The sequence below is a fragment of the Bacillus sp. BD59S genome (assembly GCF_007363175.1).
Lineage (GTDB): Bacteria > Bacillota > Bacilli > Bacillales > Bacillaceae_G > Bacillus_A > Bacillus_A pacificus.
In genome coordinates, this window is record NZ_CP034686.1 from 1,005,819 (window position 1) to 1,023,422 (window position 17,604).

Genomic DNA, 17,604 nt, shown 5'->3' on the forward strand with positions numbered 1-17,604 from the left:
GAGGTTAAAGATGCAAGCATGGTTAAATGGAAAGGTAACGAATCAGCTTGCAATTTTTTTTAGTACAATCGTCATGCTTCAATTTCTAGCTGATATAACCGGACTTACGCAAAATTTAGATATTACATATAACTTAATACATACAGTAGCATCTTATATAACGTTTAGTTTAGCAGTTATTTTTACTTTAATCGGCGCGAGAAGAGAGTTAAGTAAATATGCAATTATTTCATTATGTTTAGTGGTAGGTATTAAAGCGATTTATTTTGTAGCGGTCGTTATTTTATGGGAATTGGTTGGTACGCCGTAAAGGGAGGATGATGATATGAGTAGTGAAAATATACGAGTGATAAATGTAAATAACAATAATCTCTATGTAAAAATGTTAGGAGAAGGTGAACCAATCATATTTCTTCATGGAGGACCTGGAAGTGAACACCGCTTTTTTCTTCCCTATATGGCTCCACTAGCAGAAAAATTCCAACTAGTTTTTTATGATCAAACAGGTTGTGGAGAATCGGAAGCACCAAAGAATAATCAATATTCTATGAGGGATGAGGTTGCAAACTTAGAAGCACTGCGTGTGCAATTAGGGTTTGAAAAAATAAATATATTAGGTGAATCATGGGGATCAATGCTTGCATTATTGTATGCAACTACATACCCCGGACGAGTGAATAAGTTACTTTTAACAGCTGCGATAGGAGTTAATGTAAAAGGATTAGAAAGATTTGGAGAAGAACTGCAAAAGAGATTAACGGAAGAAGATAAAGTAGTTATTTCTGAAATAAATGAGAAGATTAAAGTAGGAGAGGCTTCTATATACGATATGTTACAAGTGCTAGATCCGTATTATGTGTTTACTATGGAAACTTTAACTTATAAACAGAAAACAACTTTTAGTAATGAAGTGAACACGATACTAGGTGCAGATATGGTGAAAAATTATGATGTGACTAAACATATAAAAAAGCTCTCGAAAATTCCAATATTAATTGCACAAGGAAGTCATGATATTTTAACTCTTGCTACTATAAAAGAACATTTTACAGAATACATACCTCATATAGAGTTTTTAGAGATTGCAAATTGCGGACATTGGACGGTAGTAGAGCAGCCAAAGCAAATGTGTAATATCGCAGGTAGTTTTTTTGAGAACTAAGAATAAGAGCGTAACTCCCTAAACTAACTCAGGGAATTACGCTCTTATTCGTTCAATGATTTAGTCTGAAATGACTTGAAACGCTTTTCTACAACGATCTCTTTTTTGCAGTCGTCTTTTATATTTTTTTCTATCCCGCCTTACTCCTTGTATATACATAAGTAAGCTCACGAAAAGGAAGAAAACACATTGCGTTATTAAAATATATGGTGACATGCCTTGCAATGGTTGTTTCGGATCATATAAATGAAAAGGAGCTCCGCCTATTGAAGGAAGTATTGTATTTAGCAGGACGTACGGAATGGAGGCGGCTGCGAATGGAAAGAGAATTGCCATATAGTCTTTTTGTGACCATACAGATGCAGCAAGTCCTAAAAGGGCCATTAAACCTGCAAATAAAAAATTAATTCCGATATATACAGTAATGTAAGTGAGAGGCGCATTGAAATATAGGTTTGCGAACATTCCATCAGCATTTATGATGCCTGAACCAACCGTAGGTGTTCCGTCTGGAATGGTTAATTTGCAAAATAATAACGATAAGATGAACGGAAGCGTATAAAGAAATCCTCCGCAAAAAAACGTAACGATATATTTCGCTACTGAATAAGGAAATATAGAAATCCCCTTACTCACAAACGGTTTAAAACCATCTGACTTATCCGAATTATAACTTGTACTAAAGGGAAAACTCGCAATAACTGGCATTAATAATAAATAAACATCCATTTCATTGTCGCGAAATCCAATCCATTTTATATCTGTTGATATAGGTCCGCTTGCAGCGTCTCCTAAATAACGAATGACATAATAATAATGATAAATACAAATAAGAACGAATCCACTAAGCATCATAATGAAAGAAATACGACTACAAAAAGCTTGCTTTATATTTAAACGAAGCGCACGCATCATGACTGAAAAAGCCTCCACTATTTTGATAAAGTGAAACTTTAATCAGTGGGGGGGTTCTTCATCCCCCACTGATTATTAGTCTTCACCAATCGGACTTTTAGGGGCAGCCCGATCCCCACCTAAATTCTTTGCTTTCGCTGAATTTTGAGGTGGGGGTCTTACTGCCCATTAAAGTCGGATAAACTTGTCTATTTTCTATATTACTATTAAATGTAAACATTTTCTTGTTTTTTTTATTTGATTATTTGAAAAAAGGGGAATTTGTTGTCGTTAAGTAAGGTTTAACGGAAATTATATTTTCTAAAATATGGTTGACAATTTAGTATTACATTTGTAATCTTAATTGTAGATTACAAATGTAATACGGAGGAGTGAAATATAATATGACAAATCAATTACCTAAAATATCTGAAGCAGAATTAGAAATTATGAAAGTACTTTGGTCTAACTCTCCACAAACAGCGAATGAAATTATAGAAGTACTAGAAGATGAAATGGACTGGAAACCGAAAACAATCCGTACATTAATTAATCGGTTAGTACAAAAGGAAGCCGTTTCTTACCATCAAGATAAAGGGCGTATGTATGCTTATTACCCGTTAGTATCACAAGATAATTATTTACAAGTTGAAACGAAATCTTTGCTAAAGCGTTTTTGCGGTGCAGCGTTCAAGCCGTTACTTGTTAATTTCTTAAAAGAGGAAAAATTGTCTTTAGAAGATATTAATGAACTGAAACGCATTTTAGATGAGAAGACAGAGGAGAACAAGAGGAAGGATAGATAACAATGATGGACGTGCTTATAAATGTATACCTTTCTCATTTTTTTGATTGGCTTATAGAAACATCACTTATGGCCAGCATATTAGTTGGATTTATTCTATGTATAAAAGTGCTATTTAGAAATCAGTTAACACCCCGGTGGCAATATATGCTGTGGATCGTACTAATGATACGACTCCTTTTACCATGGTCACCGGATAGCTCTTATAGCATTTATTCATTATTTTCCTATCGTTCTAGTGTATCGGAAGTTATTCAAAAAAATACATCTTCACCTGAGAATACAGTGAATAACGAGATGAAACAGACAGTGGAATTAGAATCAAATTCTGAAACTGTGACAAAGAATAGTGAACCTGAGGTAAACGCGAGTGCGGAACAACAGACTACACTTTCTTTATACAAAATTGCTCTATATGTTTGGTTAGCTGGGGTAATCGTATTAGCAATCATCACGTTTATTACAAATAGACGGTTATATTCTTACATAAAGAAACAACCAGATATTACGGATGAACAGGTCGTTACAGTGTTTAATCGCTGTAAGCAGTCTATGAAAATGAAGAAGGCAGTTTCATTACGTCTAGCGGGAAAGATTGCGAGCCCAACTGTTTTTAGTTTCTTTCGCCCGAAAGTATTACTATCAAAAAAACATATGAAAGTATTAAATGAGCAACAATTACAATATGTCTTTTATCATGAGTTAGCTCATATTAAGAGAAACGACGTAGCGGTAAATTGGATTATGTATAGCTTAATCCTATTAAATTGGTTCAATCCGATTCTTTGGTACGCCTACTTCTGTATGCGAGAAGATCAAGAATTAGCCTGTGATGCATATGCGCTTACGTTTATAGATAAAGAGGAGAAAATTGCATACGGTCATACAATTATTACCCTTTTAGAACATTATTCCTATCAAGTACCAAGTCTAGCAAGTTTAAGTAGAAATAAACGAACACTAAAAAGGAGAATCGTTATGATTAAAAAGTTTCAAAAGAAATCGTATCGTCTGTCTTTACTTGGAGTTATTGTTATAGTTGCTATAGCATCCCTCTCTTTATTCAACGCACGTGCAACGGAAGGAAAGGAAAAGCAAGAGGATAAAGTAGAGCAGTCAAAGGATGCTTTCCAAAATGCTGTAGATATGCTGTATGGTACAGAAGAAAATGCGAAAAAAGAATATCATTATTCAGCAAGAGTGTATGAAGAAAAGACAGATTACTTATATTTAGCTGAAAAAGCATTAACAAAAGATGAGTTCCAGCAGTACATAAAATTATCTAAAAAAATTATTAATATACAGAAAAAAGGTGCTCCGAGAGTTTCTGACTATGAGTCAACATTTTTTAGAGAAGAGCGTTTATCAAAAGCCGATCGTGACAAATTATATGCACTTTATGATCAAGCAAAACCATTTGATGACAAAGTGCATGAATCTTTAAATTATACAGTGAAAGAAGCGCAGGAACATGTTGATTTTCAAATTAAGAAGCCGACGTATACAATTGAAGGATACAATCTGAAAGATGAAAAGGTATATTATTTTATTAAGAGAAGACCTGAATTAATTATTGAATTAGAATATACGAACGGAAAAGGAAATTATATAATTTCTCAATCACAAGTTTTTGGGGAAAGCAAAGATTCATTTAGCCACCAGTTTGTAGTGCCTGAAAATATAGAACAGTACGAATTAGAAGGGAATCAAATATTCTATGCTACTGATCACTCGGATAGTAATTTACAAGGTATGAAGATGATTGTTCCAGAAAAAGGGAAAAATAGTGCATACCAAATTGTTATTATTAATCATAGTTTAGAGAACCCAGGAGAAGCAGTATTTGATAAAAATATCAATAAAGAAGAGTTAGAGAAGGTTATGCTTTCTATGTTGAAATAGTAAAAATGCTCCTAGGTTTTTAACCTTTGGAGCATCTTTTTAAAATTACGAAGAAGTTTAGAGTTAAAGAATGTGAAATACTATGATTATAAAAGAAATACACCCCCGTATTCATGCAGATTCTTTACTGTTAGAAGAAGAAAATATTCGTAACAGAAGGATTCAATTACAAAAAAATTGAGTGAAATAAAGAAATTATTATGAATATATTCTAGCTTTCCATACAAGTATATTTTTTGATACACTATGACAGTATCATATAATTTGACTGAAATTTTTTATGATGGAAATAATAAAAAAGAGAACTTGTATAGAATGTAAGCATGTGGTAATATCAAAGATGTACTGATTGACTATATTATCCAATTGGTCATTTTTGGAGGTGAAGATGTGGCGATAGATCGAAAACGTTCTATTATTGAAGCTGCAACAAAGTCTTTTTCAGCGTTCGGTTATAAAGCAACAACGATGGATCAAGTAGCGAAATTAGCGAATGTAGGAAAAGGAACGATTTATACTTTTTTCAAAAATAAAGAAGAGCTATTTGGTGAGATTATTTCTAATTTAATTACAGAAATGAAGCAAGTTGCAGAAAATGCAATTCGTTCAGATGTTTCATTTTTTGAAAATGTACATAGAGCATTATATAGCATATTAGAATTCAGAAAAGAACATCAGCTCATGATTAAGTTAATTCAAGAAGAGCGCGATATGGGAACGAAAGAAGTACAAGAAGTGATGCAACAAGTAGATGTGGAAATTGTCTCTTTCATTCAATCGTATTTAAAGATTGCGATTGCAAAAGGTGAAATTAGCAAATGTGATCCAGAAATTACAGCATTTATTATGCTTCGCTTATACGTATCGCTTATTTTTGATTGGGAAAAAAATCATGAACCGCTAGAAAAAGAGAAAATTGCAGAATTATTCGAACTTTATTTATTAAGAGGATTGTCAAACTAAGATAATCCTTTTATTATTATAAAAAATGACCAATTGAACAAAATGGTCATACATTTAATTTAGGAGGGATAATACAAATATTCACTTCATAGTAAGGAACAGTTGCATAGTATAAATTCGGGGATAAGGCATATGTATGAATCAGTATAGCCTTTTTGTTTGGGTAAAAATGACTGATTGAACATTTTGGTCATTTTAAAAAGGGGGAGAAATGATGAAAGGAAATCAGTTACTTCGTAAAGAGTTCACACAAATTATAAAAAGTAAAAAAATATTAATTCCAATTATCGCGGTTTTATTCGTACCGATTTTATATGCAGGTATGTTTTTATGGGCCTTTTGGGATCCGTATAAACAGTTAGATGATTTACCAGTGGCGGTAGTCAATTTAGATAAAGGTGCAGTATTTGATGGAAAACCAATTGAGGTCGGAAAAGGGCTCGTTGACAACTTAAAAGATAATACAAGTTTTAAATGGGAGTTTGTAAGTGAAAAAGAAGCGAAAAAAGGAATGGAAGGTAGAAAGTATTACATGTTAGTACGTATTCCAGATGACTTCTCAAGTAATGCTACAACGTTATTAAAAGACGATCCGAAGCCATTAAACTTAGAATATATTCCAAACGAAAGCTTAAACTTCTTATCTTCACAAATTGGCGGAACAGCCATTGAAAAAATTAAAGGTGAAGTATCAAGTACGTTAACGAAAACATATGCAGAGAAAATGTTTGATTCCATTCAAGACGTCTCAAAAGGATTAGCAGATGGGGCGGAAGGAGCAAATAAACTACACGACGGATCAAGTGAGCTGCATGATGGTTCAAGTAAAGTAACAGATGGACTTCATACACTTCAAGGAAAGTCTGGGGAGATGAAGGATGGAGTTCAGAAATTAGCAGATGGATCTAATAAATTAGTAGATGGGTCAGGGAAAGTGACAGTAGGTTTAAATACGCTAAATAGCAAAACGGGTGAGGTGCAGATAGGTATAGGGAAATTAGTAGACGGATCTGGAAAAGTAACGAACGGTCTAAATACGTTAAATAGTAAAACAAGTGAAATGCAGACAGGTATCGGAAAATTAATAGATGGCTCTGGAAAAGTAACAGACGGTTTAAATACGTTAAATAGCAAAACGGGTGAAATGCAAAAAGGAATTGATGAATTACATGATGGATCTGAGAAAGTGACCGGTGGTTTGAACAAATTAGTAAGTAAATCCGGTGAATTAAAAACAGGAACAACGGATCTATCAAATGGTATGGAACAACTGGTTGGGGGACAAAGACAATTCGAGGAAGCCTCTCAAAAAATTGAAAAAGGTTTGCAAGATTTAAATAGTAAAGTGAAAAGTTCTGCTGCAGCTTTAGAGGAAATGCAGTCAAAAGGGAATACAGTAAAAGAGAAAATAGATGGAGCTGGGGCGAATGTAAATCAGTTAAATGAACTTACGCAATCAACAGCAGGAGATGCAAAAAATGCAGCGCAAGATGTAGCGAATTTACAAAAGCAAATTGAAAGTTTACCAAAAGAATATCAAGAGCAGTTACAACCATTCATAACAAGTGCTGTAAAAAATACAGCGACAGTTCAGCAAAAAGCTGCCGGAGTAGCAGGTGGAACAAATAAATTAAATGAAGAAGTAAAACAATTAAAAGGCGAAATAAATCAAAAAACAAGTGATGGACAAAACAAACTGCTGAATGCAGCAGAATTACAATCTTTAACTGTTGATATTGAGCGATTATCCAGTGCACAAACAGGGTTTGTTGAAAAATTCCAAGGGTTTGGTGTGAAATTAAATAATGCTAAAGAAGGGGCAAATACATTTAAAAACGAATCAGGTCACTTAATTGATGCGATAAATCAGTTAGCAGATGGCTCGGATAAAGTAACGGGTGGATTAGGTGCATTATCTGCAGGGGCAAATCAAATGGCAGGTGGTGTAAATCAATTAGCAAATGGCTCAAGCCAAGTAACAGGCGGTTTAGGAACATTATCTGCAGGGGCAAATCAAATGGCAGGTGGTGTAAATCAATTAGCAAATGGCTCAAGCCAAGTAACAGGTGGTTTAGGAACATTATCTGTAGGAACAAACCAAATGGCAGGTGGCGTAAATCAATTAGCAGATGGATCTAATCAAGTAACAACTGGCTTAGGTACTCTAAATGGTGGTCTAAATAAAATGTCAACAGGCTCAACCCAGCTAATCGATGGCGTAAATAAACTAGCAGACGGATCAGGAAAAGTAACAGATGGTCTCGTAAAAGTAAACGACGGTTCAGGTGAACTTGCTGAGAAACTTGGCGAAGGAGCAGAAAAAACTGGTGAAGTAAAAGGGACGGATAAAACGTATGATATGTTTGCAAGCCCTGTAAAAGTGAAGACGGAGAAAATGGCGGAAGTTCCAAACTACGGAACTGGATTTACACCGTATTTCTTATCACTCGGTTTATTCGTTGGGGCACTATTATTATCTATCGTATATCCATTACGTGACACAGTTGGTGTTCCAAAATCAGGGTTTAGCTGGTTTATTAGTAAGTTCGGCGTTTTACTATCAGTCGGTATTATTCAAGCTGTAGTAGCAGATATCATATTACTATTCGGATTAGGTGTAGAAGTACAAAGTATTCCGTATTTCATACTCTTTAGCATCGTTACAAGTTTAGCGTTTATCGCATTAATTCAATGTTTAGTAACAGCATTCGGTGATGCAGGACGTTTCATTGCCATCATCACATTAATTATTCAGCTGACAACGAGTGCCGGAACATTCCCGCTAGAATTGATTCCGAAGTTTTTACAACCATTCAATGCTTGGTTACCGATGACATACTCTGTATCTGGATTGAAGGCAGTCGTATCAAGCGGAGACTTTAACTTCATGTGGCAAAACATTGGAATGCTCATGATCTTCATCGTTGTATTATCACTTGGAACAATCGCTTCATTAACTTGGATGCACAAACGACAATTTAGAAATATTGCTGAAAATCAATCGATTGAAGCGTAGAAAAAAGCACCTTTTCGGTGCTTTTTTTATTTTAATGTAGGGCTAAATAAAAGGACAGGAATTGCAACCATTTGAACAGAAGTATATTACATAGGAGCTGATATGATGAAAGGAAATCTTACTTACTAATTTATCGTAAATCCGCTAATCATCTTTCTTGTTTACGCCCTTTCACCTATCTTGTTTCATAAAGAAAAATATATACATATGAAAGATGCACTAGGAATACTTGTAGTTTACTATGTGCTAATTAGTGGGTATTACCTTATGGATGTTGTAAGTGAAAGAATGAAAAAAAACGGTAAAGACAAATAAAGAGTTTTATTACATAAAAACCGATGGAGGATAACAACATGACCGAAAATGAAATCAAATTCAGAGATACAACCATTCGTAATTTTTTCGATAAAGAGGACCGTCTAAAATCGATTCCAGGTCAAAAGAAGAAAAAACTAGTATTGTTAGAGTATTTAATTAGCAAGTTAAATGCGGAGAATCAGTATACGGAAAAAGAAATCAATGCATTCATCAAACAATATCATGACGATTTTTGTACGATTAGACGCGAGTTTGTTGTGCAGGGGTTTATGGACAGAGAGGATAATATGTACCGTATAAATGGGAGAGAAATGTGGACGAAGTGGGAGGAGTTAAAATGAAAAGCTCTGTTATTGAAAACAGAGCTTCTTATTATTTATTTGGTTGCAATATTTTAAAATCGTAGGCGTAAATGGATTTACCACCTTTAACTGATGTAACAATTTGATCCATGTCTTTGATTGTAGTAGTTTTAATTTTTTTACCGGTTGTTAGAGAGTATGTTTCTATAGAATATTTATGTTCTTGTTTTTCATTATAACGTAATACATATAATTGATCGTCTTCAAAATATGTTTGTTCATTATATCTAACGCCATCGGTTACATGGTAATCAATTTTGAATTTAAGATTGACTGCATTTGTTTCTGTATTAAAAGTTATGACATCACCTAGTCCATTTATAAAAAATAATTCATTGTTATGTAGATAAGCGGAATTATTTTTTGTAAATGGTATGGAAGCTGTGGAATTCTCCTCGGAAGAAAGTAAAATTAAATCTTGTTTTAATGATTTTTTATCAATGCGTAATAAATATACTTTTCCTTTAATTGAATTATCATTCTCAATTAAAATCGTATAATAAAAATTTGAGTCACTTAAAATAGATGAGTAACTAGAATACGACATGTTTTTATCAAGATTAATTGTTGTAACATCTTCAAGATGCATAGTTGAATCATTAAATAATAATTTTTTTAAACTATGCTCATTTTTATCTATATCTTGAGTTAAAACTAAAACTTCATCTGTATTAACGCCAGAACTAATAAGATAATGAGGGATATTTCCTTTATGAATTTGCTTTTGATTACCATAAATTACATTTGAATCATAATTGCCAGTAGTGGAGTTACTGCCTGAATTGTAAATGTTAACAAATAAGTCTTGTTTTTTTAAATATATCCTTTGATCTCCTGTATGTTGGTATTTCATTTTATAATTTTTAAAATCTTCTCCAATAAATTTAATATTATCTTTACTTTCTAGTACGATTTCTTTTTTGTTATCAGACACACCTATTCCGCCGAGTTCTAAACCATTCATTTTATATCCATGTGCTTTTTCGTTTTTATCGATGAATATCGCATAACTAATCCCGTTGCCATCCATATCTTGGTCGGCGGTAGAAGAGAGATATATGACAGCTTGTTTATCTTTTAAAAAATCCTTTTTTTCAATATCTTCTTCAGATATCGAATTTACAGTACTGTTTCTAAAGAAGAAAAAATAGATGAGTGCTGCAATTAAAATTACACTTAAAATAAGAATGATTATTTTTTTCACTGTTATGAGCTCCTTTTATAAGAAGAAGTGCAACAACTATAGTTGTTGCACTTCTTCTTCAGTATTAAATATTACGAATTGTTGAGGTTTGTTTTGCGTCACGAACATCTCGTGGATATACACCAGCACCGCCATCTTTATCTAAATCTAGTCCGCCATGAAGTTGATAAGCCGACCAAATTAATTTAGAACAGTTTTTAGCTCCATAATGGGTTGTACTTCTATTTGTAGCAAAATTATAAGAATATGAATCTTTACCTACACGATCTTTTGCCCACCATGCCGCATCATTTTTGTTTTGCCAAGATGTATTTACGGATTTTACTACCGCATCTCCTTTATCTACTTTACGGGATGTAGTACTAATTGTACGAACGCCATCACCTGGTACAGATTCAACAATTGTATTTGAACTATAATACATACCAACATGTCCATGATTTAAGTATGCAGTGTATGAACCCGTATAGAAGAAATCCCCCATATTGCTATTCCCTACTGAAACTGTACCACCACTAGCTCCTAAAGTATTCATTTTTTTACTTGCTTCTTTTTTGCCTTGTTCTTCATCTGCTTTTAGCTCTTTATAAATCTGTTCAGAAACAGCTTCTTTTGTATTCCCAGTGTTGTTTGCTAATTCATTAATACTAGATATTAGCTCTTGTGTACTTACATCGGGCTGCATTTTTTTGATTTCATTTAAGTAAGGTAAATCATCACTTTTTGCCAGAGAAGCAGTAGGTACAATTACAGTAGAAGCTAGTAACCCCATTGTTAATGTTAATGCATGTAGCTTTTTCATAATCCATCCCCTTTGTGCAATTTATTTTTTCTGGGAATTTTACCTGTATTTTATTTAAATGGTAAAATTCTCCTTAATGATAAGTGATAGTTTTATAGCTGTAAATCGTATTTTAGTAATTAATTGTTGAGAAAGTTTGGCTTGTAATAGGTTTGAAAAATAAGGTTATTATGTTTTTAAGTGTAGATAAATTATATGGAAATGTATAATACAGTTTGTGTGAATATTTGTCTAAGGAATTAAAGGAGGGAATGATTATGGCGGGCTTTATAAAAATTATTCTTTAGTCGTACCATTTGTTATAATACGTGATATTCGTAATTTGTTATATTCCCTACGTTTTTTTGTTGAGAAATAAAAATAGTACTTTATTTGAACTTTCACTTTCAGTAATATATATAATTGTCTCAATTCAGTTTTTCAACGAGGGTTCTTACAAATTAGTAGCTTACTTTGTATAGTTCCATTTTAATAGTCATGATTAAAAAGATGGCCAGGTAAATATCTGAGCCATCTTTAAAACATTTTATTCTTCCTCCCACTATATTGGTGGGAGGATTCCATTTTCCCTTTATGAGAAATTATGAAATTGCGTTCTCTAATCGCTCTTTCTGGCGCAGATGATGTGCAAAATGCATAAAAATAAGCTGGAACCATTCTGCTGCATGTAAGTAACCAAGCCCAGGATGTTCGACTTTACAATCCCTAGGGATAGAAGAAAGTGTTGGCTCAATGTCTTTAACATCTGTAATTAATTCTAGAAGCTGTTTCTGTACGTCTTCTTTATTAGCTGGGTTTTCAGGCGTATATCCAGGATGATCTGGTAATTTGATTTTTATGTCTGGGAAAGCCCCCATCATATATACCTTTTCTCCCATATCTGTTTTCTTGTTAGTTACAGAAGGTAATTCAGTTCTGCATTTCGTGATTGCATCTAACTGCATGCGTGTAGCTGAAATTAAGTGATTATACATTTGACCGAGAGACCATTCCTCATGAGAAGGCTTCATCCTAAATTGTTCTATAGAGTACCTTTCTAATTCGTCTATGTAATACGTTGCTAATTCCTCAAATTTCTTCATATTGTTAACTCCCTTTTATGAAAATGCATTTGTTAATACCTACTATAAAGGAGGGCTACTGACAGCATTATGTCAGTAGTGAAATTAAAGTTTTAACATTTTTTTTGCTTCATCACGGATTTTCTCAGAAAGAATTTTTGGCTCAAGTACTTGCACTTGGCTTCCCCAGCTCAATACCCATTGAAACACTTCGTCTATGTTCCTTGATTTCAATAAGACGTGAAAAACGTTATCTTTATGTTCATATGAATCTATAAAAAAATATCGTGATTCAATAATTTTATGAGCAATATGAGATGGAAACAATAAATGGATTGTAACAGTACGACTGCTTTCAGGCTTGTAGTTTTGTAAAGAAAAGTCTTTCGGTTTTGTGAAAAATTCTTGTTCTTGCTGTAATGTATCCATACGATTTAAGCGGAAATTGCGTATTTGTTTTCGAAGTAAACAGTGGGCAACGATGTACCAAATTCCTGAAATATTGACTAAGCCATAAGGATGAACGGTCCGCTTTATTTTTGTAGTTTCTCTCGGTTTCCGATAAGAAAAAGAGATAGCTTGTTCTTTTTGAATAGATTCTTGCAATAGAAGAAGTTGATTTTCTAGTTTCTTTTGTTCAGATTGCTGATGTGAAAATATAGGAGAAAGGAAACGAAAAGTTTCTCGTAATTCCTGGGCTTTCTTTTGTTGATCAGCAGGGAGAACAATTTCAAGTTTCTCTTTTGCTGATCGTGCATGTACAGAAAAAGAAGAAGTAAAAGTTTTCTCGATATAATCACCGTCTAGTAAAAGAGTAACAGCCTCTTCAGGCGTAAGCTGAATGGGGGGCAAGAAATAACCATCCATTAATGAATACCCGTGGCCGGGCATGGCGAAAAGTGGGACGCCAGATTCACTAAGTGCATCCATGTCTCGATAAATAGTTCTTATACTTGTTTCGAATTTTTCAGCTAAGCTTTTTGCTGTAACAGTTTGTCTTCTTTGTAATTCAATTAATATGGCTAATAAACGATCTGTCCGATTCATGAAATATCACCTTCAAATTTTTATAAATATGCTTACTGTAAACTTCTAAAAGCAGTATGTTCTCCCCTCCCATTAACATACTTTTCCCTATGTATAATATTAATATAGTAAAATCATAACAACCGATATTGCAGTTTCCAATAATATACTATATAATCAATTTAAGAAAACGTTTTCATGCAAAGGGGGAGAATTTCGTGTCGACTATAGAGGACGTGGCGAAATTAGCGGGGTTATCAAGGACAACGGTTTCTAGGGTGATTAATAATCATCCATATGTTTCAGATGAGAAGAAAAAAAGGGTTCAATTAGCAATGAAGCATTTAGGCTTCGTTCCTAATTCTGCGGCGAGAAGGCTTCGTAAACAAAAGACGGAAACAATTGCGGTGCTAGTTCCAAGGATTACAAATCCTTTCTTCAGTAGATTTATTGAAGCAATCGAGATTGCTGCTTCTGAACATAAATATAAACTGATTATTTGTCAAACAAGATATTTACCGGAAAAAGAGATGGAGTATTTACAATTATTATCTACGAAACAAGTAGATGGGATTATTCTATGTTCACTAGAAAATTCATGGGAAGATGTAGAGCCATACTTACAGCACGGTCCAATCGTGTTATGTAATGAATATATTGAGGAAGCAAATGTTCCAACAGTGAAGTTTGATCATGCGCAAGGAGCATACATAGCTGCTAAGCATGTGTTAGAACAAGGGTATCGTAATCTTATTTTTTGCCGTGGTAACGAAACCAAAGTCGTTAGCCAACAGCGAAAAATGGGCTTTTTACGTGCGATAACAGAGAAGAGCCGCGAAGTAGAAGCGATCGATTTTCTTGAAAACGCTTTCTCTTGGGAGGATGGAAAACGAATATTCCATGAAGTATTAAAGGACAAAAAAAATCCTACCGCGATTTTGGCAGGAGGCGATGAGGTAGCAGCTGGAATTATCTCAGAGGCGAAACGCCATGACTGGAGTATTCCAGATGATCTCGCTGTTATCGGTTTTGATAATCAAATTTTATCACAGATTACAGAGCCAGGTATTACGACAATTGAACAGCCAATCGATGAGATGGCCCGAAAAGTTGTCGACCTGATGATGGATAAAATCCATACGAAAAATTATCGAAAAAAAGAATTGTATGAGTTTGAACTGGAGCTCTTGGTGAAAGGTTCAACGATGAAGGATACGATGTTATTAGCCTAGTAGACTATGTCTGCTAGGTTTTTTTATGTTCACAAACTACTATTCTTCGTGAACGCAGTCATCACATTTGTTATGGTATGCTTCGTGCTGCTCATCAATTTCTTTCCCGCAGTGCGCACAAGTTTTCGTCGGTAAATTTCTGAAAAACTCCATTGGTTGATCGATCATGTCAATCCCTCCATTTCCATTTCTTACTATCATTGTATTAGTACAAATAACGAAAGTCAACAACTGTTTTATAACAAAATTGAAAATTAATGAAAAAGTTTAGGAAATGGATTATAGTTAACAATGTAGGATGTAAGTAAAACATGCATTTCTACTCGGTTTTAGAAAGGATTGATACATATGAAAATGACTGTTGTCGGCTTTTGGGGCGGCTTTCCAGAAGCGGGAGAAGCAACGTCGGGGTATTTGTTTGAACACGATGGTTTTCGTTTACTTGTAGACTGTGGTAGTGGTGTACTAGCACAGCTTCAAAAATATATAACACCGTCTCATATAGATGCAGTTGTACTGTCGCACTACCATCACGATCATGTTGCAGACATTGGGGTATTGCAATATGCGAGATTAATTACGAGCGCGACAAAGGGACAACTACCGGAGTTACCAATATACGGTCATACGTTTGATGAGAATGGATTTAATTCTTTAACGCATGAACCGCATACCAAAGGAATCGCGTACAATCCAGAAGAAACACTTCAAGTTGGACCGTTCTCGATTTCATTCTTAAAAACTGTTCATCCTGTTACATGCTTTGCGATGCGTATTACAGCAGGTAGTGATATCGTAGTATACAGCGCTGACTCCAGTTATATTCCTGAGTTTATTCCATTCACGAAAGATGCTGATCTTTTCATTTGTGAGTGTAATATGTATGCACATCAAGAGGCTGCAAAAGCAGGGCATATGAATAGTACAGAAGTAGCAAGTATTGCGAAAGATGCGAATGTAAAAGAACTTTTATTAACGCACTTACCGCATACAGGCAATCCAGCTGATTTAGTAACAGAAGCAAAACAAATTTTCAGTGGCCATATTACGCTAGCGCATAGTGGCTACGTATGGAACTCATGAGGTGATATGATGTTATTTATTGATAATAAAGGAATTACAGATCCTAGAATAAACTTAGCAATCGAAGAATATTGTGTGAAGAATTTAGACATTAACGAAACTTATTTACTTTTCTACATTAACGAACCTTCTATTATCATTGGTAAAAACCAAAACACAGTAGAAGAAATTAATGCAGATTACGTAAAAGAAAAAGGTATTCATGTTGTTCGTCGTCTATCGGGCGGAGGCGCAGTATATCATGATTTAGGAAACTTAAACTTCAGCTTTATTACGAAAGATGATGGAGATAGTTTCAGCAACTTCAAAAAATTCACAGAGCCTGTAACGAAAGCGCTTGGTAAATTAGGGGTAAATGCAGAACTAAGTGGTCGTAACGACATTTTAGCTGAAGGCAGAAAAATTTCAGGTAACGCGCAGTTCTCAACGAAAGGTCGTATGTTCAGTCATGGTACGTTACTATTTGACTCTGAAATCGATCACGTCGTATCAGCGTTAAAAGTAAAAATGGATAAAATCCAATCAAAAGGCATTAAATCAATTCGTAGCCGCGTTGCGAATATTACAGAGTTCCTAAACGAAGAAATGACGACAGAAGAGTTTAGACAACTTCTTCTAGAAACAATTTTCGAAGGGGAAACAGAAATTCCAACGTATGAATTAACAGAAGAAGATTGGAAAGAAATCCATAAACTTTCTGAAGAGCGCTACCAAAATTGGGATTGGAACTACGGAAAATCTCCGAAGTTCAACTTACAACATTCACACCGCTTCCCAGTTGGACAAGTTGATGTTCGTCTTGAAGTGAAAAAAGGAACAGTAACAGAATGCAAAATTTACGGTGACTTCTTCGGTTCACTAGATGTGCATGATATTGAAGAACGTCTAACAGGCGTACAATTCGATAAAGATGCATTCACTACAGCTTTAGAAGGCGTAGATATCGCACGCTACTTCGGTAATATTACAACAGAAGATTTCTTACATTTGTTCTTCTAAAAATAAGGGAGGCTGTCGTAACGAGCAGCCTCTTTTTTTTGCGTAGATTGTCGCGTTTTGTCGGTAAGTCGATATATTCGAAAAATCGCTGATATAATTTCATATACCATAAAATCACAAGACATTTGCCCCTTATAAAGGAATATATATATTTAAAAGGAGGCGGATTGAAATGAAGAGGGTAATGTACGTTGTATTATTGCTCAGCTTCGTCATCGGAATGACAGCTTGTAACGATGAAACGTCCCAAAGTCGCACACTTTTATCCGACTTTAATGGGCAGTAAGATCCCCACCTCAAAATTCAGCGAAAGCAAAGAAGTTAGGTGGGGGATCAACTGCCCATAAAAGTCCGATTGGTTCAACTAATAATCAGTCGGGGATGAAGAAAACCCCCACTGATTAAAGTTTCACTTTATCTATTGGCAAACCAGCGAAAGATAATGTTATATATTTTACGCATACAGATAACAGACGAAAGATACAGGAAATACAAGACATGTTTCAAAATAAGAAGTGGAAAAGAAATGAAACATTCAGCACTGTTAATAAGACACCAGATGTCGTTTTTTCAATAGATGAAGACAATACAGGGTTACCGACATTATATGTTACGGTGTATTTTCATGAAGATGGAGCGGACGCGATCAACTTGTTTGGAGAGCATACGACGTTAAATAAAGAGGAACTTACTAAACTTAGAGAAAAGATGAGTGCATATTATCCTAAAATGATTTTTGGTCTAGTTTCATAAATTACTTGCAAATAAAATTCCC

Annotated in this window: 18 protein-coding genes; 12 read left to right on the plus strand and 6 right to left on the minus strand. The window is 34.4% G+C overall.

Annotated elements, in window-relative coordinates; translation table 11 throughout:
- Nucleotides 1–10 precede the first annotated feature (10 nt).
- Both EKQ63_RS07080 and EKQ63_RS07085 read left to right on the plus strand, forming a co-directional pair.
- Complete coding sequence (locus EKQ63_RS07080; RefSeq protein ID WP_143880909.1) at nt 11–310, plus strand: hypothetical protein; 300 nt, start codon at nt 11–13, stop codon at nt 308–310.
- Between the two features lie 15 nt (nt 311–325).
- On the plus strand, nt 326–1,162 hold the full coding sequence (locus tag EKQ63_RS07085; protein ID WP_143880910.1) for an alpha/beta fold hydrolase: 837 nt from the start codon (nt 326–328) through the stop codon (nt 1,160–1,162).
- Between the two features lie 60 nt (nt 1,163–1,222).
- Here the strand turns inward: EKQ63_RS07085 and EKQ63_RS07090 are convergent, their stop codons facing one another.
- Nucleotides 1,223–2,077 (minus strand): hypothetical protein, encoded by an 855-nt coding sequence (locus tag EKQ63_RS07090; protein ID WP_087951603.1) that lies wholly within the window; start codon nt 2,075–2,077, stop codon nt 1,223–1,225.
- Nucleotides 2,078–2,460: 383 nt separating this feature from the next.
- Between EKQ63_RS07090 and EKQ63_RS07095 the strand changes: the two genes are divergently transcribed.
- The 6 genes from EKQ63_RS07095 to EKQ63_RS07120 all read left to right on the plus strand — a co-directional run bounded on the left by EKQ63_RS07095 (nt 2,461) and on the right by EKQ63_RS07120 (nt 9,401).
- Nucleotides 2,461–2,862 carry a BlaI/MecI/CopY family transcriptional regulator gene (locus EKQ63_RS07095; protein WP_143880911.1) on the plus strand — a complete coding sequence of 134 codons (402 nt, stop codon included), beginning with the start codon at nt 2,461–2,463 and terminating at the stop codon, nt 2,860–2,862.
- A gap of 2 nt (nt 2,863–2,864) precedes the next feature.
- Nucleotides 2,865–4,763: a M56 family metallopeptidase gene (locus EKQ63_RS07100; protein ID WP_143880912.1), complete on the plus strand. Its 1,899-nt coding sequence runs from the start codon at nt 2,865–2,867 to the stop codon at nt 4,761–4,763.
- 390 nt (nt 4,764–5,153) lie between these two features.
- A complete protein-coding gene (locus tag EKQ63_RS07105) occupies nt 5,154–5,726 on the plus strand; it encodes a TetR/AcrR family transcriptional regulator (protein WP_087951604.1) in 573 nt (190 codons plus the stop codon).
- A 214-nt stretch (nt 5,727–5,940) separates the two neighbouring features.
- Nucleotides 5,941–8,742, plus strand: a complete 2,802-nt coding sequence (locus EKQ63_RS07110; RefSeq protein ID WP_087951605.1) for a YhgE/Pip domain-containing protein — start codon at nt 5,941–5,943, stop codon at nt 8,740–8,742.
- Between the two features lie 132 nt (nt 8,743–8,874).
- Nucleotides 8,875–9,057 (plus strand): hypothetical protein, encoded by a 183-nt coding sequence (locus tag EKQ63_RS07115; protein WP_223290795.1) that lies wholly within the window; start codon nt 8,875–8,877, stop codon nt 9,055–9,057.
- A gap of 38 nt (nt 9,058–9,095) precedes the next feature.
- Nucleotides 9,096–9,401 carry a DUF2087 domain-containing protein gene (locus EKQ63_RS07120; RefSeq protein ID WP_143880913.1) on the plus strand — a complete coding sequence of 102 codons (306 nt, stop codon included), beginning with the start codon at nt 9,096–9,098 and terminating at the stop codon, nt 9,399–9,401.
- Nucleotides 9,402–9,432: 31 nt separating this feature from the next.
- On the opposite strand, the gene EKQ63_RS07125 is transcribed toward EKQ63_RS07120, so the two are convergent.
- The 4 genes from EKQ63_RS07125 to EKQ63_RS07140 form a co-directional block, all read right to left on the minus strand.
- Nucleotides 9,433–10,626 (minus strand): hypothetical protein, encoded by a 1,194-nt coding sequence (locus EKQ63_RS07125; RefSeq protein WP_143880914.1) that lies wholly within the window; start codon nt 10,624–10,626, stop codon nt 9,433–9,435.
- Nucleotides 10,627–10,690: 64 nt separating this feature from the next.
- Nucleotides 10,691–11,428 carry a hypothetical protein gene (locus tag EKQ63_RS07130; RefSeq protein ID WP_000733102.1) on the minus strand — a complete coding sequence of 246 codons (738 nt, stop codon included), beginning with the start codon at nt 11,426–11,428 and terminating at the stop codon, nt 10,691–10,693.
- Nucleotides 11,429–12,009: 581 nt separating this feature from the next.
- On the minus strand, nt 12,010–12,510 hold the full coding sequence (locus EKQ63_RS07135) for a DinB family protein (protein ID WP_143880915.1): 501 nt from the start codon (nt 12,508–12,510) through the stop codon (nt 12,010–12,012).
- A gap of 84 nt (nt 12,511–12,594) precedes the next feature.
- Nucleotides 12,595–13,536, minus strand: a complete 942-nt coding sequence (locus tag EKQ63_RS07140) for a helix-turn-helix transcriptional regulator (RefSeq protein ID WP_143880916.1) — start codon at nt 13,534–13,536, stop codon at nt 12,595–12,597.
- A 197-nt stretch (nt 13,537–13,733) separates the two neighbouring features.
- Between EKQ63_RS07140 and EKQ63_RS07145 the strand changes: the two genes are divergently transcribed.
- Nucleotides 13,734–14,747, plus strand: a complete 1,014-nt coding sequence (locus EKQ63_RS07145) for a LacI family DNA-binding transcriptional regulator (protein ID WP_087951610.1) — start codon at nt 13,734–13,736, stop codon at nt 14,745–14,747.
- A 39-nt stretch (nt 14,748–14,786) separates the two neighbouring features.
- Here EKQ63_RS07145 and yhfH read toward each other — a convergent pair whose 3' ends face one another.
- Nucleotides 14,787–14,915 (minus strand): protein YhfH, encoded by a 129-nt coding sequence (gene yhfH, locus EKQ63_RS07150; RefSeq protein WP_000567010.1) that lies wholly within the window; start codon nt 14,913–14,915, stop codon nt 14,787–14,789.
- A 180-nt stretch (nt 14,916–15,095) separates the two neighbouring features.
- Here yhfH and EKQ63_RS07155 point away from each other — a divergent pair, with 180 nt between their 5' ends.
- The 3 genes from EKQ63_RS07155 to EKQ63_RS07165 all read left to right on the plus strand — a co-directional run bounded on the left by EKQ63_RS07155 (nt 15,096) and on the right by EKQ63_RS07165 (nt 17,582).
- Entirely contained in the window at nt 15,096–15,830 is a 735-nt protein-coding gene (locus tag EKQ63_RS07155; RefSeq protein WP_087965579.1) for an MBL fold metallo-hydrolase, read from the plus strand.
- Between the two features lie 9 nt (nt 15,831–15,839).
- On the plus strand, nt 15,840–16,829 hold the full coding sequence (locus EKQ63_RS07160; RefSeq protein WP_062922014.1) for a lipoate--protein ligase: 990 nt from the start codon (nt 15,840–15,842) through the stop codon (nt 16,827–16,829).
- A 420-nt stretch (nt 16,830–17,249) separates the two neighbouring features.
- Nucleotides 17,250–17,582 (plus strand): hypothetical protein, encoded by a 333-nt coding sequence (locus EKQ63_RS07165; RefSeq protein WP_097610105.1) that lies wholly within the window; start codon nt 17,250–17,252, stop codon nt 17,580–17,582.
- Nucleotides 17,583–17,604: the final 22 nt, after the last annotated feature.